This is a genomic window from Candidatus Paceibacterota bacterium (assembly GCA_041666545.1).
In the GTDB taxonomy this organism is placed as follows: Bacteria; Patescibacteriota; Minisyncoccia; order Phycocordibacterales; family JBAYGS01; genus JBAYGS01.
In genome coordinates this window covers 321,431-341,062 of record JBAYGS010000001.1, presented here as the reverse complement: position 1 = coordinate 341,062, position 19,632 = coordinate 321,431, and the positions used below count along the sequence as shown (strand labels likewise).

At 45.2% G+C, this 19,632-nt stretch carries 17 protein-coding genes; 13 read left to right on the top strand and 4 right to left on the bottom strand.

What is annotated here, in order from left to right:
• From WCT25_01830 to WCT25_01805, 6 genes are all read left to right on the top strand, one after another.
• Window positions 1–2,074: tail fiber domain-containing protein (locus WCT25_01830; GenBank protein ID MFA6536154.1), on the top strand; the 2,074-nt coding region annotated here is incomplete at its 5' end.
• A 28-nt stretch (window positions 2,075–2,102) separates the two neighbouring features.
• Window positions 2,103–2,705 (top strand): hypothetical protein, encoded by a 603-nt coding sequence (locus WCT25_01825; protein MFA6536153.1) that lies wholly within the window; start codon window positions 2,103–2,105, stop codon window positions 2,703–2,705.
• A 215-nt stretch (window positions 2,706–2,920) separates the two neighbouring features.
• On the top strand, window positions 2,921–3,442 hold the full coding sequence (locus WCT25_01820) for an NYN domain-containing protein (protein ID MFA6536152.1): 522 nt from the start codon (window positions 2,921–2,923) through the stop codon (window positions 3,440–3,442).
• Between the two features lie 81 nt (window positions 3,443–3,523).
• Window positions 3,524–5,926, top strand: coding sequence for a LamG-like jellyroll fold domain-containing protein (locus tag WCT25_01815; GenBank protein ID MFA6536151.1), 2,403 nt, complete (start codon window positions 3,524–3,526; stop codon window positions 5,924–5,926).
• Between the two features lie 10 nt (window positions 5,927–5,936).
• Complete coding sequence (locus WCT25_01810) at window positions 5,937–8,117, top strand: LamG domain-containing protein (protein MFA6536150.1); 2,181 nt, start codon at window positions 5,937–5,939, stop codon at window positions 8,115–8,117.
• A gap of 67 nt (window positions 8,118–8,184) precedes the next feature.
• Window positions 8,185–11,028, top strand: a complete 2,844-nt coding sequence (locus WCT25_01805) for a LamG domain-containing protein (protein ID MFA6536149.1) — start codon at window positions 8,185–8,187, stop codon at window positions 11,026–11,028.
• Between the two features lie 105 nt (window positions 11,029–11,133).
• Here WCT25_01805 and WCT25_01800 read toward each other — a convergent pair whose 3' ends face one another.
• Window positions 11,134–11,793 (bottom strand): transposase, encoded by a 660-nt coding sequence (locus tag WCT25_01800; GenBank protein MFA6536148.1) that lies wholly within the window; start codon window positions 11,791–11,793, stop codon window positions 11,134–11,136.
• A gap of 128 nt (window positions 11,794–11,921) precedes the next feature.
• On the opposite strand from WCT25_01800, the gene WCT25_01795 reads away from it, so the two are divergent.
• From WCT25_01795 to WCT25_01765, 7 genes are all read left to right on the top strand, one after another.
• Window positions 11,922–12,983 (top strand): glyceraldehyde 3-phosphate dehydrogenase NAD-binding domain-containing protein, encoded by a 1,062-nt coding sequence (locus WCT25_01795; GenBank protein ID MFA6536147.1) that lies wholly within the window; start codon window positions 11,922–11,924, stop codon window positions 12,981–12,983.
• Window positions 12,984–13,181: 198 nt separating this feature from the next.
• Window positions 13,182–13,655 carry an RpiB/LacA/LacB family sugar-phosphate isomerase gene (locus tag WCT25_01790; GenBank protein ID MFA6536146.1) on the top strand — a complete coding sequence of 158 codons (474 nt, stop codon included), beginning with the start codon at window positions 13,182–13,184 and terminating at the stop codon, window positions 13,653–13,655.
• A gap of 50 nt (window positions 13,656–13,705) precedes the next feature.
• Entirely contained in the window at window positions 13,706–14,410 is a 705-nt protein-coding gene (locus WCT25_01785; GenBank protein ID MFA6536145.1) for a hypothetical protein, read from the top strand.
• Window positions 14,410–15,279 carry a transketolase gene (locus WCT25_01780; GenBank protein ID MFA6536144.1) on the top strand — a complete coding sequence of 290 codons (870 nt, stop codon included), beginning with the start codon at window positions 14,410–14,412 and terminating at the stop codon, window positions 15,277–15,279. The genes WCT25_01785 and WCT25_01780 overlap by 1 nt, the downstream gene beginning before the upstream one ends.
• A 27-nt stretch (window positions 15,280–15,306) precedes the next feature.
• Entirely contained in the window at window positions 15,307–16,098 is a 792-nt protein-coding gene (locus tag WCT25_01775) for a hypothetical protein (GenBank protein MFA6536143.1), read from the top strand.
• On the top strand, window positions 16,095–17,102 hold the full coding sequence (locus WCT25_01770; GenBank protein MFA6536142.1) for a transketolase C-terminal domain-containing protein: 1,008 nt from the start codon (window positions 16,095–16,097) through the stop codon (window positions 17,100–17,102). The genes WCT25_01775 and WCT25_01770 overlap by 4 nt, the downstream gene beginning before the upstream one ends.
• A gap of 52 nt (window positions 17,103–17,154) precedes the next feature.
• The gene (locus WCT25_01765; GenBank protein MFA6536141.1) at window positions 17,155–17,388 is read left to right on the top strand and encodes a hypothetical protein; all 234 of its coding nucleotides are present in this window, start codon (window positions 17,155–17,157) and stop codon (window positions 17,386–17,388) included.
• A 10-nt stretch (window positions 17,389–17,398) separates the two neighbouring features.
• Here the strand turns inward: WCT25_01765 and WCT25_01760 are convergent, their stop codons facing one another.
• The 3 genes from WCT25_01760 to WCT25_01750 all read right to left on the bottom strand — a co-directional run bounded on the left by WCT25_01760 (window position 17,399) and on the right by WCT25_01750 (window position 19,600).
• The gene (locus tag WCT25_01760) at window positions 17,399–18,055 is read right to left on the bottom strand and encodes a hypothetical protein (protein MFA6536140.1); all 657 of its coding nucleotides are present in this window, start codon (window positions 18,053–18,055) and stop codon (window positions 17,399–17,401) included.
• Between the two features lie 9 nt (window positions 18,056–18,064).
• Window positions 18,065–19,060, bottom strand: a complete 996-nt coding sequence (locus WCT25_01755; protein MFA6536139.1) for a carbohydrate kinase family protein — start codon at window positions 19,058–19,060, stop codon at window positions 18,065–18,067.
• A gap of 90 nt (window positions 19,061–19,150) precedes the next feature.
• A complete protein-coding gene (locus tag WCT25_01750; GenBank protein MFA6536138.1) occupies window positions 19,151–19,600 on the bottom strand; it encodes a hypothetical protein in 450 nt (149 codons plus the stop codon).
• Window positions 19,601–19,632: the final 32 nt, after the last annotated feature.

The window sequence follows — 19,632 nt, the reverse complement described above, 5'->3', positions numbered from 1 at the left end:
GACCGACACCGACCAAACTGCCTTCACTGCCAACCGAATTATCCATACCAATTCTGGCGGAACCGGTCTGACTGACACGGCTAACTTTGTCTTTGACGGTACCAACCTGGGTATTGGTACCACAACTCCTTGGGGAATGCTCTCTGTTGCTGCACTTTCTTCTAACACCTCACCGATCTTCACTCTCTCAACCTCTACCGCTTCCGCAACCTCAACTGCCCTTATTGTCACCTCGGCAGGTAAGCTTGGCCTCGGCACCACCTCACCATATGCAGTCCTTTCGGTTGCCGGTGATGCTTCGGTGACCAGATTGGATATTACCAACGCCTCGGCTACCTCGACTATTGCGGGAGGGCTAAGTGTTGGTGGGGGTGCCTTGAATTATGACTATTCATCAGGTGTCACTTCAGTTGATAACCTAAACCTAGGAACAATCGGCTTTGATACCGATGCGGGGCAGGTGACGTGGGTAGATCTGCCAGTCACCAACGCGACCGCCAGTACCACTGAAAGCTACACCGCGGCAATTGACGGCAATGCTGTGCTTACAATTTATGGTGAGGCGGATGGTGCCGGCGGAGTGAATACCTTACGGGTTGGTATTGGCACTTCTTCGCCTTCCGGAAATTACGGTCCTTTAACGATGGCCTCCGGTGCATATGTTAGTCAGGGAGGTGTTTGGACTGATGCTTCAAGTCGTACATTAAAGGAAAATTTTACAGCGCTTGATTCACAGTCGGTTCTTCAGAAAATTCAGACTTTAGATGTTACTCGCTGGAATTACAAGAGTGAGTCTGCCGGTACAACTCACATTGGACCAGTGGCCGAAGATTTTTATGCCGCCTTTAACACCGGTGGGCCAGGTGGCACGATGTCAATTTCTCCATTAGATACATCCGGTGTCGCTCTGTTGGGTATTCAGGCAATTTCAAATGTGATTGATATCGTCGGAGCCGGCACAACCACCCCGTCAATTCGTTCACTTTATTCCGGTCTCATCGATCCTGCGGTTAGTATTGATGCCGACGGGAATGTTGGTATTGGCACCACGACCCCGTCCTATAAACTTCATGTCCTGGGCGATGTGGCCGCTACAGCTTTCGTAAATGTTTCCACTCGTGATGCTAAAAAAGACATCACCTATATCGGCGGCGATCCGTCAGATTCGGTTTTGGACAAATTCGCCAATCTTAAGGTCGCCAACTATCACTACAATTTTGACGCCGAAGACGCACCGCTTCGTATGGGTCTTATCGCTGAAGAGTCACCGGCTGAGATCTTGGCCGCTGGTGGTAAAGGTATTGACCTCTACAAACTTTCGGCTTTCACAATTCTCGCTGTACAGGAAGAAGCCAAGAAAATTCAAAATCTCGAAGAACAACTTGCCAACCTCCAAGGCCTTTCTGTGCCAAACGGGGGAATCTCGATGGACGCGGTCGTTTCTGGACTTAAATCTCTCGGTGCGGATATCGCAAGCGGATTAGCCACTTTCAAAGATATAATTGCTGACTCGATTACTACGGGTGCTCTGACCATCAAAAATGCCGACCAAACCAAAAACGGTATTACAATCTATGATCGCGAGACAGGTGCGCCGTTCTGCTTCTATATTTCTGGCGGGGTGCAAAAAACAGAGGCTGGAACTTGCGTCGGGCTTGCCCAGACTGCCTCGGTTTCCAATGCCTCGTCTTCTCCTGTTTCTAATGAAGCTAATCAAGCTAACGAATCTGGTTCATCTGATACCGAAGCGCCGGTGATTACTGTGGCCGGCAACAATCCGGCGACAGTGGAGAAGGGTACGAGTTATGCCGATCTTGGAGCGACTGTGACCGATAATGTAAATGATAATCTTGGGGTCAAGGTTGAGGGTGATGAAATTGACACTTCAGTTGTCGGTGAATATACCGTCACTTATACTGCAACTGATCAGGTTGGTAATGTTGGCACAGCGACCAGAAAGGTTAATGTGGTAGAGCCGGTTGTGCCAGGATTTATCTTGACACCGGAGAGTTCGACTACTGCCACATCGAATGCTTCAACTAGTACTGATGTCGGGACCACGACTGAAAATTAATAGTTTAATTTAACTAAGGTGAAAAGATATGCAAAAGAAAAATTTAATTTCCACCATAACAGCTGTATTTGTAATCGGACTAATCGCTTGGTACGGGTTTAGCCGTAGTGGCCCCGATTCAGATTCGGTTGGTGGCATTGCAAGGCTTGGTGACAAGGCGTTGGAGACTAACCAATCACAAACCGAAGCCACAGAGACTCAACCGGCGAAAGGTGGCTTTTGGTCAAATGTTTTCGGGGGGAGCAGGGAGACTTACAACGATTTGACTTCGGGCTTCAGTTTTAAATACCCGAAGGAGTACTCCATGAAAGAGATTCCAGCACCGTCCGAAGGCGAGGCAAGGACTTTGCTATTATCGAAAGATGGGAAAGCGCCTTCTGTGCAGGTGGCAGTTTCGCCTTTCGACGAGGATATTGTTTTAACAGTGGAGAGAATTCAGGCGGATGTTCCTGATTTGGGTATGAAAAATCCACAGGAGATTTCGATTGGTTCCGTGACGAAGGGTGTAAAGTTTGATTCCGATACCGGTGTGAATGTCTGGTTTGTTGCGAAAGGCAATTTGTTTCAATTGACGGCGTTTTCGGACGAGGCGGGAGTGTTAGATCAAATAGTGTCGTCGTTCAAAATGTAGAAACAAGAAACAATGGGCACCATTGCAGACGGCAAAGAAAATTTATGTAAAAACAAGACAAACATCATATCTTTGCGGGGGCAGGTGAGAGAATTCTGGTTACGATCTCGCTTGGCGATGGGGTAGGGCAAAAAATAGAACCAGTGAGAACCCTCCCGAGTCCGCTAAACAGTTTCGTCTGTTGCCCCGCAAGGATAGAATGAATTATTCAAAAAATGCTGAAAAAAGAAAACAATTACGCGTTTATAGACAGCCAGAATGTTAATTTAGCCATTCGGTCGCTTGATTGGCGTCTTGATTGGAAGCGTTTCAGAATATATCTAAAAGAAAACTACGGAATCTCCAAGGCCTATCTTTTTATCGGCTATATAGAAGGCAATAATGAATTATATATTTCCTTGCAAGAAGCCGGTTTTATCTGCATTTTCAAACCAACGCTTAAATACAAAGACGGCACCACAAAAGGTAATTGTGATGCTGAGCTAGTTCTACAGGCGATGATTGAATATCCTAATTTTGACAAGGCACTTATAATAACAGGCGATGGCGATTTCTATTGTTTGGTTCAGCATTTTATCAGTAAAAGTAAATTGTTGGCCGTATTGGTTCCAAATAGATTTAGTTTTTCTGCTTTGTTAAAATTAAGAGAGTTTAGACCGTATTTGAGGTATATGAACGAGCTACGAAATATGTTGGAGTATAAAAAGAAAAGACCCCATAAGGACGGAACCTTATAGGGCGACCTTTTCCATTGGTGATGTGGGTATCTTAGCAAAATCAAATCAAAATGTCAACCCTGTGAAATTCCGCAAATTTATATGAATAAAAACAACTTTATTTACACCTATATATTGTTAAGCCAAAAAGACGGTCAGTTATACACTGGCTTCACTAGGAATTTGGGCGTCAGTCTTAAAGGTCGTTCCTCGCCTGCCTGCCGAAGTCTTGGCGCAGGCAGGGCATTGAGAGGTGCGACTTTGGTTCTCGGCATTATCTTTTTCCTCTTTCTCTCTTACTACCCACTACTCACTACCAACTACCAACTAGTAGAGGCTTCTACCATTAAACCCCCTGTCATTAACCTCGGTCTCACTGCTCATTGGACTTTTGATGGTAAAAATATTGTAAATGGTGCGATGATTGACGCTTCTGGTAATAGCAATACCGGCAATTTTGTAAGCATCGCCACCTCGACTTTCTACACCGACGGTGTTCTCGGTCAAGCAGGGAAGCTAAATGGTAGCACGCAATATGTTTCGACTCCTCTGGTTACAAATTACACGGCGGTTACCTCTTCTAGCTGGGTGAAATTTGACTCACTATCTAACTCATATCAAGCGACAGTTTCTACAAATGTCAGCGGTTCAGGTCAAGCTAGCGACTGGATTCAGTGGTACTATACTGGTGGTCAATCGGATGTCCTCTTTCGTTCTGGAGGTGTCACTTTCGTAAATGAAAATGTCAGTTGGGTGCCAAGCTTAAATACCTGGTATTTTCTTACAACAACCTGGGATTCCGCAGGAGACGGCAAGGTTAGATTCTATGTCGATGGAGCTATCAAACATACTTCTACGGGCAGTTCAAACACAGCGATGACAGGTAGTGCAAAAGTCCTGATTGGAGCGCTTCAGTGGGCAGATACTAGTCAAAATAGTATTGTCGGTAGCCAGGCGTTGGCAGGGACTGTCGACGACGTCCGCATCTACAACCGCGCTCTCACAACTGCCGAAATCAAACGCCTCTACAACATGGGTCGTCCGGTGAAAGTGACCGCGACTAGAAAAGACCAAATCACGAGCGGTCTTGTCGGGTACTATCCTCTTGATGGCGCCGATGTTTCAGGTCTTACTGTCTATGACCGAAGCGGGCAAGGCAGAAATGGCACTATCGTCGGTGGTTCCGCCACGACTCTCACTGATGGGATCATCGGTCAAGGTATAAATTTTACCACCAACACTTCTGGTGGTGGCGCCAACAGTAGCAGTGTCGATTTGAGTAGTCAGTTCAATTCGCTTTTTACTACCACTCAAGACTTTTCCATTTCCCTTTGGGCCAAGGTTAGGGGTGACGGTTATTTGTTCGGTAGTTATTGGAACGGTAGTCCGATAATCAGATACTCATCCCCGAATCTTCTTGTCGGTAATACCACTAGCGGTGCCGGTAGCGTGAGCTACACAAATTATCTTAATACTTGGTCTCATATTGTTTGGACTCATTCAGATACCAGTGGCAATAATAACTGGCTTTATGTAAACGGTGTTTTGGTGTCAGGTCCGACTGTTCAAAATCAAGGCGCTTTAGTCAACTATACCTCAATCGGTGAAAGGCGAGGTTTTTTCCCGCCGGCAGCTTCGGTTGATGAAGTTAGAATTTACAACCGTACACTCAGCGCTTCCGAGGCGAAGCGTCTATATGTCATGGGCCGTCCGGCGGTGGTGAAAGCGAATTACCTTTTGGATAACATTCCAAATGCCGCCGCGGCTTACAGTGTTCGAAAACTTCGTTCTACTTACAGTGGTTATGCGATGAAAGTCAGGCGGGACTCCGATAATGCGACACAAGATATTGGTTTTTCTGGCATCAATCTCAATACTTCTTCACTTCTTTCTTTTTGTGGCGCTGGCAGTTGTTATGTTGATACTTGGTATGACCAGAGCGGGAATGGTAGGAATACTGTTCAAGCAACAACAGCTAATCAACCGCAGATTGTTTCTTCGGGGGCGCTTCTCACGGGTTCTAACGGTAGGCCGAAGATGACATTTGATGGTTCGACTGATTATTTAATGGCCACATGGACTCAAGCACAGCCCGAAACAGTAATGCTGGTCTTCAATCCAATTTCTTGGACATCTGCTGATGGTGTTTTTGATGGGACCACTTTTAACACAATGCGACTTTTGCAGTATCCATCTACCGGTTCTTATCAAATATATGCCGGAGCTCTTGTTCCCGCTGTCTCGTTTGCCACTGGTTCTTGGTCTCTGGTAACGGCTACATTTGCTGGGGCATCAAGTGAGTTGAGAAAAAATGGCGATACAGCTTCAGCCGGTAATGCTGGAAGCAGTGGTGGGGGAGGTTTAGTTTTGGGTAGCAGTGGAGATTTAATTTCGCAATGTTCCAATATTTCTGTTAGTGAGGCCATCGTCTGGCCATCGGATCTTAGCTCGGGGGATGAGGGAGCCGCGAGGACAAATGCCAATAATTATTTCAGAATATACTAAGAGTAGATTTATGATTCAAGAGCTAAAAATTAACAATCGAAAAAGTGAAGTATCAGCCGAAAATTCGCGGCGAATTTTCGGCTTCTTCTCATTCCCTAAAGGTCGAACCTTAAATCTTAAAAAAGGTTCGACCTTGGTTCTGTTCCTCTTTCTCCTTTTCTTCTCTTACTACCCACTACCCACTACTAACTACGAACTAGCTGAAGCCTCCACCCTGAAAGCTCCTCCTTCCGCTCTCGGCCTCGTCGGCTATTGGCCACTAAACGAAGGTTCGGGAACGATTGCTGGTGATGCCTCGGGGAATGGCAACACCGGAACTCTCACAAATGGTCCAACTTGGACTACGGGCAAACGTGGTAATGCTGTGAGTTTTGATGGGACGAATGATTATGTGAGTACCAGTTTTACTCCGGCGATCACCACCTCGACGTTTTCTTATTGGTTTAAGCCAACAATTGTTGATACAAATTATCGAGCAATTGTTCAACTTCAAAACGGTGTCCCTTTTTACGGAACCCTTTTTCACAATGGCACTATGGAAGTTTGGTCAAGTGGTGACAGCCTCCTTCCTGGGCTGACTGTTTCAGGCTTGACTGCTAATAATTGGTATCATTACGTTTTGGTGCGGCAAGGTAACTCTATCACTGGGGGTGTAAAAGTTTACCTAAACGGTGTTTTGCAGACCTCAGCTAATAGTGGTACTGGGGCTGAACCGAGTGCGTTATTAGTGATCGGCGATCAAAGTAGATTTTCGAGATATTTTGCTGGTTCCATAGACGACGTTCGCATCTACAACCGCGCGTTGTCGGCTTCCGAAATCAACACTCTCTACCACTCCGGCGAAGTCAAACTTGGCGCTACTCAATCCACCGGCTCGCTCTCAACTGGCCTCGTCGGCCATTGGACATTCGATGGCAAAAATATTACGAACGGCCGAATCAATGATGTCTCAGGGCAGGGAAACCACGGCTACGCTCAAAACATCGCCACCTCAACTTTCTATGTCTCCGGCCAACTCGGTCAAGCCGGGAATTTTGATGGGGTGAATGATAGTATAATAATCTCTGATGCAAATTCTCTAGATATTTCAAATAGTTTCGGCATATCCTTTTGGTTCAAGCCGTCCGATTTGTCACAATCGCAAACATATTTATTGGGTAAATTGACAAATGCTGGAGGGGACAATGCTTACGGCGTTATTTGGGAATATGCAAACAATAAAGTTCAATTTTATTCGAATACTACAGACCCTGGATACCCCGCTGCAAGTACTGATATATCGATTTCTGATACCAACTGGCATCATATAATTTATAATTATGACGGCACAACTTTCAGGGGTTATCTCGACGGTGTTTCTGCTATTACGCCAGTAACTACCAGTTTTTCTCTTGGTGCTAGTACAGGACAATTGCTGTTGGCTGATTTTGACAACACAGCTGGAGAGAACTTTAAAGGATATTTAGACGACATCCGTATCTACTCCCGATCTCTTACAACCGCCGAAATCGCCCGACTATACGCCATGGGCCGGCCGACGGTGGTGAAAAGAATGGACCCGTATGCCAGCAATACTTCGCTCTTGCTCCACATGAACGAGGAGGACGGCTCAACCCGTTTTGTCGATTCGAGCATCAACAGGAAAACTGTTTCAGTTGCCGGTAATACGCAAATCGATACGGCCCAATCAAAATTTGGGGGAGCCAGTGGTTTATTTGACGGTACAGGTGATTCTCTAGCCATCAACTCTTCATCAGATTATGCGTTTGGAACCGGAGACTTTACAGTTGAATTTTGGTTGAAATCTACCGATACTGCTGGCAATCTGATTACCGAAACAGATAGTTCGACAAATTATTGGGCGACATTGCTCTTCGGCGGTTCATTTTATTGGCAGAAATCTTATAATGCCAGCAACCTTTATTCTCTAAGTGCTTCAGCTATTTTGGATGGGAATTGGCACCATGTCGCAGCTTCTCGTACCGGAACCAGTCACAGACTTTTTTTTGACGGGGTGCAACAAGGCGCCACAGTGACGGATAGCACTGACTATAGTCATGCCTCTGTTTTGACGATCGGTACTGGAGCCAACGGTTCTTATGCCGGCTGGCTTGATGACATCAGAATTACCAAAGGTGTTGCCCGTTATACTTCAAACTTTACGCCACCAACCAGACAGTTTTCGGATTAGATTAAAGTTCCGTAATGACCGTTTTTATGAAAAGCGATAAGCTGAAATTAAATGGTAGAATAAACTGATGTTGAAAAGATATTTTGAGATTAAAAACAGGGAAGGGAGAAAAACCGAAAACTTGTTTCAGCAAGGTTTAGTCTCGGTGCGAATTTTTGATGACCTCTCTGTCCCGAAAGGTTCGACCTTGAATCGGGAAAAAGGTCGAACCTCAGAGGTTGGTTTTAAAGGTCGTTCCTCAGCCTTGAGAGGTGCGATTTTGGTTCTCGGCATTATCTTTTTCCTCTTTCTCTCTTACTACCCACTACTCACTACTAACTACCAACTAGTAGAGGCTTCCACCATCAAACCACCCATCATCAACCTTGGCCTCGTTGGTCACTGGACTTTTGACGGCAATAAGGTCGTCAACGGGGCAATTTTGGACTCTTCCACTAGTGGCAACAGTGGTTCGCCGGTTAATATCGCCACTTCGACTTTCTATACTCGCGGTCAGGTGGGCCAGGCTGTCACCTTCGATGGTTCTAGTAATTATATAAATTTGGGACGACCGACCGCCCTGACGAATTTGGTCAGTAGTAATTTTACTATGTCCTTGTGGTTCAAAGTTAATGGCATGACTGTCGGTAATCGTCCATGTATGTTTGGGTGGGGTTATGATAACACTGTGGTTGGTTTTGATTTCGGTTTCAACAATTGGGGTTCTGGCCCTGCTGAGGGTACGGGACAGTTGGGTTTCGTGACTTACACCAATGGCGGTTTTCCGTCCGGAGCCTATTCTACAACCGACTACAACCTTTCTGCCAATCAAAATAAATGGGTTCACGCTGTTGTGACTTGGGATGGGGCAGACTATAAAATGTATATCGACGGAGTTGACCAGACTAATGCCTACGGGACACAAACCCAAGGTATTCTAAATAGTGGATCTAATATTGCCATTGGTGCCAAATTTCATCCGACAATCCAGTCTTATTTCGATGGCTCGGTAGACGATGTTCGTGCCTATAGCAGGGTTCTTACTCTGCCTGAAATCACCCGCCTTTATAACATAGGTCGATCCATCAAGGTCGCTACTACCCAATCCACCGGTTCGGTTGCAAACGGTTTAATCGGCCACTGGACATTGGATGGCAAAAACATCACCAACGGTCGGATTGACGACGCTTCCGGTACCGGCAATCATGGTAATGTTTTCAATATTGCCAGCTCCACCTTCTATACTCGTGGCGTTCTTGGTCAGGCGGGGAATTTTGATGGCACGAATGATTATATCAATAAAAATAATCCTTACGCGTCAAGTATTTTTGGGACAACTGGATTCACGGTCTCCGCTTGGGCGCAGTTGCCTCTGAATTTGAATAATGCCGCGACTTACACGGTTGCTTGTGGTATGAGTAGCGCCGCTAATACAAATTGCGCCGCCGGCGGACTCTATATTGTTGATGGTGCCGCATATAATCAGGTAAATTTTGTTGTTTATGACGGAGCGTATAAGACCGCGCAGAACTCGGGAGCTAGTGCGCTTGTCCCTGACAGCACAGTTTGGCATCACTATGTGGGGGTGGTTGATAAAGCCAATTCACTTCTTCGAATATATGTGGATGGTGTGGAATTGACAACTACCTCATATAATCCTGCCGGTTCATTCCTTAATCCGGCTCTGTTCGATATTGGAAGAAAGCCGACTCCCGCTTCTTATCTCAAAGGTCAGATGGATGATGTCCGCATCTATAATCGCACCCTCACCACTGCCGAAATCACTAGGCTCTATGCTTTGGGTTCGCCAAGTCGTGTTGACACCACTCAGTCCACCGGCTCGCTCTCTTCTGGTCTCGTGGGTCATTGGAGTTTTGATGGAAAGAATATCGTAAATGGCGCAGCTATCGACTCTTCCGGTAGTGGTCATAACGGCTATCCGACAAACATTGCCACCACAACTTTTTACACTATAGGGAAAATCGGTCAAGGGGTTTATTTTGATGGTACAAATGATTATGTGAGTGTCGCCGATGTAGCGTCTCTAAATCCAACCAATGTCAGTATGGCAGCTTGGGTGAAAACTTCAACTGCGGGGGGTTATATTATTGCCAAAGATGCGACGGTTGGGCCGAGTGCGCCTGGAACTGCTACTGGAAGTTTTGGTTATGGTGATGGTAATAATATTAAGGTTGACGACAGTGCCTATGTTATCTCTGACTCGTCTCTTAGTTCCATGGATCTGTATTTAGTGGTTGGTGGAGTTCAGGAGTGGAATGTTAGAAGTGTCACGATACCTGCAATAGAGGGCTATGTTTCTGCAGGGGGCAGTAGTGATTTGTGGAATACCACTTTAACCCCAGCGCAAGTCAATGCGAGCAATTTTGGTATTATGATCTACGATGGTAGCTCTATGTCAATGGAGATTAGTAGTTTTGGTTTTTCCGTTCCCGTTGGCTCCACCATAGATGGTGTCTTAGCGGAAGTAAAGGGGGTAATGGCTTACAACAATGGCCCTGGTTTCGATACTCCAAATCTCAATTACGCCAGAGTTACTGTCTACTATACCGAACCTGGTAAAACCAACGTCCCCTATGCCATGAGTACAACAAACGGGGGGCAATTCCTTATTAAGAATGGTGCGACAACCTATACCGTCGACAGTTCCGTCAGTGTTAATGATGGCAACTGGCATCATATGGCTAGTACTTATGATGGCACAACGATGAGAGTCTATGTTGACGGGGTCCAAACCGGTTCCGGTACCAGTTTCTCCGGCAATTTGCCAACTGAAGCTGGCAATGTTCGCATTGGTGCTGATTACAACATTACTCCCAGCGGGTTTTTCAGAGGTTCAATGGATGATGTCTATGTTTACAATCGGGCTCTCACTGCGAGTGAAGTCCAGAAGCTCTATAATCTAGGACGGTAAACCAACTCTGCCGAAGCAACCCCAACCCTACCGAGGTAAAACCTCGGTAGGGTTAATGTTCGGATTTATCAGTGCCGTAAGGTTTAACCTTACGGCAATTTAGACCTATACAAGGCTGTATTTTAACCAGTGGTTTAGAAAATCTTTAAAATGCCGGCTATTCTCAAAGTAATCCGGGAATGAATCTTTATGAATTATTTTATTTTTTGGCTGATCAATTCCAGTGTATGCAGAATAGCTTGAGAAGTGGTATTTGTTGAGGAAGTCTTCAGCCCTCCCTGTGTCGTTTATACCAAACTCTTTCCAGTCTGACTGAAGAAGTTTAATTGGATTTAGGTGGATATAAGCGAATAGATATTTCAGATAGTCATCCGTATTTGCATGCTTGGCTTTGTATGTACCTTCAAATAAAGCCCCGGTTCTCTGGTATCTTGTATTGAAGTACATAGTGTATCCAGTGGTAAGTTTTTGCATAAATTTACTGGCCCCATTATCAGTTTTTTCTCTGATTAGTAGGTGAAAATGATTAGGCATCAGACAAAAGGCCCCAATGTCTATGAGGGTGTCATCGGATACAGAAAAAAATTCTGAGTCAGTCTGGCCGTTCATGTTCTCAAGGCGAACAGGTCCTCGTTGGTTGCAGATGTATAGAAGTTTTATAAATCTGGAATAGTCAGCTTTACTTTTGAAGACGATCCGCTTATCAGTCCCGCGATTATAAAGGTGGTAAAACTCATTAGGAGATATTTTAAAGTTACGGCTCATTAAGTTATTATACCACACCAATCCTCCGTAAGGTTTAACCTTACGGAGGATTGGTGAAGTTGGAGAGAATAAAATGGATTAGGGTATAATTAAGGAGTTAAAACTAAAATCACTAAAATTGTATTTTTATGAAAAAAACTAGAGTGGCGATTAATGGATTCGGGCGGATTGGGCGGGCGTTTTTCAAAGTGGCCGAGGAGTGCAAGGAGCTGGAGGTTGTGGCTATTAATGATTTGGGCGATGTGAATAATCTGGCCTATCTTCTTAAATACGACACGGTTTATGGCAAGAGTGATTTGGAGATTTCTGTTACGACCGAAGGCGGGAAGTCATATTTAAAAGCTGGCAAAGCCAAGGCATTATTTTTGAGCGAGAAAGATACCACCAGACTGCCGTGGAAGGAGCTTGATATTGATGTGGTTGTAGAATCGACGGGTCTTTTTGCGGGTTTTGATAAAGCTAAATTTCATCTTGATCAGGGCGCCAAGCGAGTGGTGATTTCCGCGCCGGCCAAAGCTGCACACGACACTAATACACGAATGGGGACGAATGACACGAATGGGGAAACGGTGATAATGGGTGTGAATGAAGATAAGCTTAAGACTTGCCAGATTAGTTCGAATGCTTCTTGTACGACGAATGCCGGCGCGCCGTTGATTGCAATTCTCGACGAGGCGATTGGAATTGAAAAAGCAATTTTGAATACTGTTCATGGTTATACTGCAAGTCAGGGAATTGTTGATGGGCCAAATAAAAAAGACTGGCGGGAGGGCAGGGCAGCGGCGCAAAATATTGTGCCTTCTACAACCGGTGCTGCGATTGCGACTACTCTTGCATACCCGGCTTTGGCAGGGAAATTTGACGGTATTTCGGTTCGGGTGCCGGTTGTGGCCGGTTCGATTGTTGATATTACTTTTATTGCTAAACGGGCAACTTCGGTCGAGGAAGTTAACTCAGCATTAAAAGCCGCGGCCAAGACTTCACGTTGGGAAAAGACTTTTGCTGTGACGGAGGAAGAATTGGTTTCTCGCGACATTCTCGGCGACAGTCACGCCTCAATCGCTGATTTAAAATTTACTCGCGTTGTCGACGGCAATTTAGTAAAGGTGATGGCTTGGTACGACAATGAGATGGGGTATACGCATACTTTGGTCGACCATGTCGTTATGGTCGGGAAATTGATTAATTAAGTCTATGTCCATTTCAAGAAAGTTTGGTTGGATCGGGTTCGCAGTTTCACTTGTTGTTGTCTATTTTTTTGTTATTTACATGAGAAGCAACCTTGATTCTGGCGGAATGATGTCTCCTCTAGGATTGCCAATTCTTGTCATTATAATCACAGTCGTTTTCCATTGGATTGGGAAAATAGTAGAAAAAAAGAAGAATAAATGAAAATATTTTTTGGGAGCGATCATGCTGGGTTTGAATTAAAGCAAAAGTTGATTCCTTTTGTTCGGGGTTTGGGCTATGAGGTGATCGATAAAGGTCCGGATAATCTCAAATCTGATGATGATTACCCGGACTTTCTGGCGCCAGTTGCCAGGGAAGTGATGAATGACAAGGCTTCCTTGGGCATTATTTTAGGCGGCTCCGGCCAGGGTGAGGCGATGACTGCTAATCGTTTCGTGGGTGTGCGGGCGGCCGTGTATTATGGCGGGCCACTTGATATAATTAGACTCTCCAGGGAACATAATGATGCCAACGTGCTGGCCCTTGGCGCCAGATTTATGACGGAGGAACAGGCGAAGCAAGCAGTTAAGATTTGGTTGGAGACGCCGTTTAGCCGTGAGACTCGGCACGAGAGGCGAATTAAGAAAATCGACTCCGCTGCCTGGGGCACTTGTGTTCAAAGAGACTTATAGTTCTTCCGTCATGGACTCTAACTACTTACTACTAACCACTCACTAATTCTATGGATATCATTCCCGCCATAATTGCACAGGACTTCGAAGATTTGAGAAGCAAAATGTCTCTGGTGGCTGATTTGGTACCACTGGTGCAGGTTGATGCGCTTGATGGTGAATTTGCGCCATACAAAAGCTGGCCTTACCTTTCTGGCAACCAAGATGGCGATTTTGCCAATATTTTAAACGAAGACATCCCGTTTCCTTTTTGGGACCGAGTTGATTTTGAAGTCCACTTGATGACGGTTCGACCGGAAGATAAAATTAAGGATTGGATTAAGGCTGGCGCTAGTCGGATTCTATTTCATGTTGAGGCGACTGATCGACTTGAGGAGCTGGTGAATAATTTTCGAAAAGATTTTCCACTAGGACAGGAATCATTGATGAGTGTCGAACTTGGTGCGGTTCTCAATATGAAGACGCCGGTCAGTGCGATTGAGGGTATAGCCAAGGACCTCGATTCGGTCCAGTTTATGAGTATCAATCAGATTGGCAAACAAGGTGAGCGTTTTGATGAGCGGGTCTTTGACCGGATTGATGAGCTACATCAGCTTCATCCGGATCTGGTGCTTAGTGTTGACGGCGGTGTCAGTCTTGATAATGCCGATGAATTGATGCGTGCCGGCGCAACTCGTCTAGTGGTTGGCTCGGCGCTTTTCAAAAGCGATGATTTGGCTGAAACTATCCGGATGTTTAAAGATATAAAGATTTAATGTCGCTTAATAGTGAGCAAATTAAAAAGTTAGAGCTTCAGGCCAACCAAATTCGCCAGACAATTATAGAGGCGTTGGTTGAAGCTAAATCCGGACATACGGCCGGTCCTTTGGATATGGCCGATATTTTTACTTATCTATATTTTCACAAACTCAAACACAATCCTCAAAAACCGGATTGGCCGGATAGAGATCGATTAGTACTCTCCAACGGTCATATTTGTCCGGTGCTTTATGCCACGATGTCGCATGCCGGATATTTTTCAGTTGATGAGTTTAAAAAGACTTTGCGAAAGTTCGGTACCAAGTTTCAAGGTCACCCGCACCGAGATTTTATGCCCGAGCTCGAGACGAGCTCGGGTCCACTCGGTTCTGGTCTTTCCCAAACTGTCGGGATGGCCTTGGCTGATAGGGTTGATAATGGCAAAACTTCCGGTAGGCAGTTTTACTGTTTGATGTCGGACGGCGAGCTTGATTGTGGTAATAGCTGGGAAGGGGCGATGCTGGCCGGTAAGGAAAAATTACAAAATCTGACCGCGATTGTTGATCGAAATAATATTCAAATTGACGGTTTTACGGAAGATATTATGCCCTTGAATCCTCTGGCTGATAAGTGGCGAGCTTGGAATTGGCATGTTCAGGAAATTGACGGACACAATTTTGTCGATATCGACCGGGCGATTGGCGATGCGCACGCGGTTTTTGATAAACCATCGGTGATTATTGCCAATACGATTGCTTCCAAGGGTGTTCCGCAATTTGAACGAAAATTTGAATGGCACGGTAAGCCACCGAATAAGGAGGAGGGGGAAATGGCACTTAAGGAGTTGAGGACCTTGGGAGGGAAGATTAGGAGTGAACATGAGTAGAAATTAAATCAAAATGTAAATCTCAAAATGGAAAATGACAATGTAAAATCAAATAATGTCCTAGGTGTTTTGTGGGGGATTGCACTCGGCATTCTTGGAGCTGTAGCCGGTTTGTTTTTTGGGTTTACTTTTTTTGGTCTGGTGTTGTTCGGAGATACCGAGAAGGCGATGTCTTTGATCGGTCTGGCATCTTTTGCCGGCTTCTTAATAGTTTTTGTAATGGCTTTCCGTTATTCTCGTAAACATTGGATAATGGGGTGGAGATCAAAAGTTTTGGCGCCCGTTGGATTTTTTATGGTAGAAATTTTGTTAGGATTGGGCGTTATTTATGGACTTAATGTTTATACGCAGCAAGTCCCGACCTCGTTCGAAGACGTTGATACTTTAGTGCGCAACCCAACATTTTTATTTGAGCGTAATTCAGTATTTAAAGATGCCTGGGATTCTGCTGAAAACATTGCATTTGGACAGGTTAAAGTATTGGATGATTTAAACACCTCAGGATATTACCGGGGGACTGCAAAGGTTGATGATATTTATAATCCGTGCAGCTGCCCTCTAGGGGCCTCGTGTGAGCCATGTGCGCCAGGAGCTCCTGTTCAGGTAACCGTCTTATTCGAGGAATGTTATTGTGGGGGTGGTGCGCAGTGTAAGGTTTGTACTACGAATCGTTCCAAGACATTACAAATGCCCATGTTTAATTTTGGTGACAAGCCGCTTCCTGAAAAAGACAAATATTATTTTTTCTTATTTGAAAAATCTAAAATACCTTTAGCGGTGCGAGTCCTGGATTATGAAAGTGAGAACATTGTTAAATGAGTATGATCAATCAATCACAAAAACTCAATCCGAAAATATTCGATAAGGATGTCGAGCAGGTGCCGATCCGAAAAGGGTTTGGTGAAGGTCTTTTGGCTGCAGGGGAAAAGGATGAGAGGGTGGTCGGATTGTGCGCAGATTTGACCGAATCAACGCAGATGCATTTGTTTAAGAAAAAATTTCCCGAGAGATTTGTGGAAATCGGGGTAGCGGAACAAAACCTAGCGACGGTCGCGAGTGGCATGGCGGCGATGGGGAACATTCCTTTCATTTCTTCTTACGCTGTATTTTCTCCTGGTCGGAATTGGGAGCAGATTCGCACCACGATTTGTTATAACAACCGGCCCGTAAAAATCGCCGGTAGTCACGCTGGAGTATCTGTGGGGCCGGACGGCGGTACACACCAAGCTATTGAGGACATTGCGATTACGCGCGTCATCCCGAGAATGGTGGTGATTTCGCCTTGTGATTCGATTGAGGCAAAGAAGGCCACGATTGCCTGCGCTACAACCGACAGCCCGACTTATTTACGCTTAGCTCGGGAAAAGACTCCGGTGATGACGACCGAGGCGACGCCGTTTGAAATCGGCAAGGCCCAAGTATTTTTCCAGCCAATTGCGGGGAAGCCGGATGTGGGAATTATTGCGACCGGTGCGCTTGTCTACAAAGCTTTGCAAGTGGCTCGAGAATTGGAAAAAGAAAAAATCGGAGTGACAGTTTTGAATCTTTCGACCATCAAGCCAATAGACGAAAGAGCAGTCATTAATCTGGCCAAAGATGCCGGATGCATTGTGACAGTGGAGGAGCATCAGATCGCCGGGGGAATGGGTAGTGCGGTTGCCGAAGTTTTGGCAAAAAATCAACCAGTGCCGGTTGAATTTGTCGGTGTAGATGATAAGTTTGGTCAGTCCGGTACGCCAGATGAACTGATTGAATACTACGGAATGGGCGAGAGGCACATTAAAGAAGCGCTTAAAAAAGTCTTAAAACGTAAGGCAAAATAACATCAAGGCTCAACCTCGCTTAGCGAGGTTGAGCCTTGATAGAATTTATATTATGTCGATTAAACCAAATTGTGATTTTTGTAAAAAAGGGCTGACCGCTTTCGGGGGCATTCTTTTAAGTCCGCCCCGAAAGACCTGTGAAGTTAAAAGATTTCATATTTGCAAGGCTTGTTTCAAACAGATTGTGCGTTTGCTTAAATTTTCAGTCAAAGAAATTGAGGACATTCTTTCAGTTGGACCAGCCTGGCTTAATTATACTCGGAAGATTAAACGCAAAACTAAATAGTTCTTGGCGGTTATCTTTTCTTCGGCCCCGGTCCGGTCTTTTTCTCGGTCAGTGAAGCAATCTGATTTTCTAATACACGCATCTCATCTTTAAGTTTGCCTTGGAAAGCTTGGATAATTGCTCGGGATTTGTTTTGGTAGAGCTTTGAATACTCAAGCTGTTTTTTGGAAAGCTGATTTCTAAGATCACTTAATCTTTCTGAAACTGGGTCAGTCTTCTGGTTAGTGGCGGTCTCAGAGGCTTCTTCAAGAAGGGAAGACTTGTCAGGAAATTCCTTGGCCATCAACTCGACAATGAGCTCGGTTGCTTTTTGTCTGATTTTGTCGGTGGCGGTGACATTTTCGAGTGCGACCAGAGGTTCAGTTTCGCCCAGTTGGGTTGCCCATCGGACACTTTCAACGGCGCGGTCAATTGCCCAGTTTACGTAACTGGAAGAAGCTCCCTCCTTAATTTCACCGATTGTTGTGATTAAATTTTTTAGTTCGTTTAAATCCTTGGCCTCCGGAATAGTGGCTCTGGCCTTGGCGATCTCGGCTTTCCTCTGGGCCCAAAATTTCTCTGGATTAGGGATTTCTTCCTTGCTAAATTCTTGAGTGTTATCACCGGTCTCTGCTTTCTGTTCGATTTCACCGCCGTCTACCGGTTTTTTCCAGAAGTTTAAATTCATCGAAGTAGTCTAGATTGTAACTGGTCTGAAGTCTGTAGGGGCCTTGTCCAAAAATGTTTTGATTTCGGTCGGCGACAGTAAGCCTTTTTGTGCTCCAACTTTCTGGACTACTGACATGGCATTTATGCTCGCCCACATGAGAGCTTCTTTATTGGCATTGCCCAAAATTACGGCAGAAACAAAAGTTGAAGCGAAAGCGTCACCGGCCCCGGTTCGCTCATAAGGGGGCTTTGGGTCCGGATAGGTCATCATAAAATAGCTACCGGAATCATCTAGGAGGTAAGAACCTTTTGGACCATCGGTGATTAAGACAGTTTTTGGTCCCAAGGTTCTGATGCCGGCCAGCAAGACTTTAATTTCAGATTTACCAAGTTTTAGAATTTTTTCAGCCTCTTGGACATTGCAGATAAAAATCTCGCTTCTTTGATAAATCGGCGCCAAAAATTCTGTGCCCAAAACCATTTGGAAGGTGCCGGGTTGGAAGGCTAATTTAACTTTCGGATTGGCTGCGAGATAGGAGATTATTTCTTGATGATATTTTTCGGTGCCACTTGCGAGAGAGCTTAAATAAATCCATTTTGGCGATTTGAGGTTGGGAAGTGAGTATTTAAAATCTTGATGCTTGACCAAAATGGTTCGCTCAGCGTCATACCATAGGACATAGTGGTAATTGGTCTTTTTACCTTTTTCGATTGAAACATATTTAGTGCGAACTTTTTCCTTTCTTAGGACTGAAAGGCAAGTTCGGCCATTTTTATCGGCTCCAAGGTGGGCAACTAAACCAGACTGAAGGCCAAGCCTCGCGGCCGAGACGGCCGCGTTCGCGCTATTGCCAACGGCCGGCACCTCTTCAACCGACTCGTAGGGGACTTTACTGGCGAAGTCCATGCAAATTTGGCACTCGTCGCGGTCGACATCACAATGAACCTCGGCTTCTTTGAGTTTGATAAAGGCGTCGATGGTAATATCGCCGATAGCCAGTAAATCTAGGGGTTTGGAAAACATGAGGAAATTATAGCACCAAACTGTTCACTTAATCCAAGTTTTGTCTGAATTTAAAAACCAGCCAATTTGGCCGGTTTGAAGTTCTGGGGTCTAGACCCCTTTGCTCGAGTAGAGTCTGTAGTCTTGCTCGCTTTCATCATCGCGATAAAGTGACCACCTGTGGTCTGCCGCCCAATCACAGTAGAGTTGGAATAGCGGAGCGAGCGGTATGGTGACGAGAACGGGAAGGACGACTAACCAGCCGGAAAGTTTCAGAGCCGAGATTGTGGTCTCCGGATACCAAAAAGCTCCGGCGACAATCCAAATCAGGAAGAGATGAATCGGTAAAATTCTGATTCCACCCAAAGTTAACCATTTGGGCCAACGAGTAAGCTCGACATTCTCGGTCCTTCCCAGTTTGTTTATATCCTTTCCGAAGAGGAAACAACACAAAGCAATTACCAAAAGGATACAGATGTTGATGATAATTGGGATCAGGTTGTTGACTATTACCCAAATGATCCAACAAAAGCTACAAAAAAGGCTCCAGATTTTATTCATGTTGTTCCTTCTGCTCGAATTGTTGTCTGACT

What these genes read in the sequence shown, in the direction of transcription:
- WCT25_01775 (MFA6536143.1), top strand. Translation starts at nt 15,307, where the DNA reads ATGGAAAATGACAATGTAAAATCAAATAATGTCCTAGGTGTTTTGTGG.
- WCT25_01750 (MFA6536138.1), bottom strand. Translation starts at nt 19,600, where the DNA reads ATGAATAAAATCTGGAGCCTTTTTTGTAGCTTTTGTTGGATCATTTGG.
- WCT25_01785 (MFA6536145.1), top strand. Translation starts at nt 13,706, where the DNA reads ATGGATATCATTCCCGCCATAATTGCACAGGACTTCGAAGATTTGAGA.
- WCT25_01805 (MFA6536149.1), top strand. Translation starts at nt 8,185, where the DNA reads ATGTTGAAAAGATATTTTGAGATTAAAAACAGGGAAGGGAGAAAAACC.
- WCT25_01770 (MFA6536142.1), top strand. Translation starts at nt 16,095, where the DNA reads ATGAGTATGATCAATCAATCACAAAAACTCAATCCGAAAATATTCGAT.
- WCT25_01765 (MFA6536141.1), top strand. Translation starts at nt 17,155, where the DNA reads ATGTCGATTAAACCAAATTGTGATTTTTGTAAAAAAGGGCTGACCGCT.
- WCT25_01815 (MFA6536151.1), top strand. Translation starts at nt 3,524, where the DNA reads ATGAATAAAAACAACTTTATTTACACCTATATATTGTTAAGCCAAAAA.
- WCT25_01790 (MFA6536146.1), top strand. Translation starts at nt 13,182, where the DNA reads ATGAAAATATTTTTTGGGAGCGATCATGCTGGGTTTGAATTAAAGCAA.
- WCT25_01825 (MFA6536153.1), top strand. Translation starts at nt 2,103, where the DNA reads ATGCAAAAGAAAAATTTAATTTCCACCATAACAGCTGTATTTGTAATC.
- WCT25_01795 (MFA6536147.1), top strand. Translation starts at nt 11,922, where the DNA reads ATGAAAAAAACTAGAGTGGCGATTAATGGATTCGGGCGGATTGGGCGG.
- WCT25_01820 (MFA6536152.1), top strand. Translation starts at nt 2,921, where the DNA reads ATGCTGAAAAAAGAAAACAATTACGCGTTTATAGACAGCCAGAATGTT.
- WCT25_01810 (MFA6536150.1), top strand. Translation starts at nt 5,937, where the DNA reads ATGATTCAAGAGCTAAAAATTAACAATCGAAAAAGTGAAGTATCAGCC.
- WCT25_01760 (MFA6536140.1), bottom strand. Translation starts at nt 18,055, where the DNA reads ATGAATTTAAACTTCTGGAAAAAACCGGTAGACGGCGGTGAAATCGAA.
- WCT25_01755 (MFA6536139.1), bottom strand. Translation starts at nt 19,060, where the DNA reads ATGTTTTCCAAACCCCTAGATTTACTGGCTATCGGCGATATTACCATC.
- WCT25_01780 (MFA6536144.1), top strand. Translation starts at nt 14,410, where the DNA reads ATGTCGCTTAATAGTGAGCAAATTAAAAAGTTAGAGCTTCAGGCCAAC.
- WCT25_01800 (MFA6536148.1), bottom strand. Translation starts at nt 11,793, where the DNA reads ATGAGCCGTAACTTTAAAATATCTCCTAATGAGTTTTACCACCTTTAT.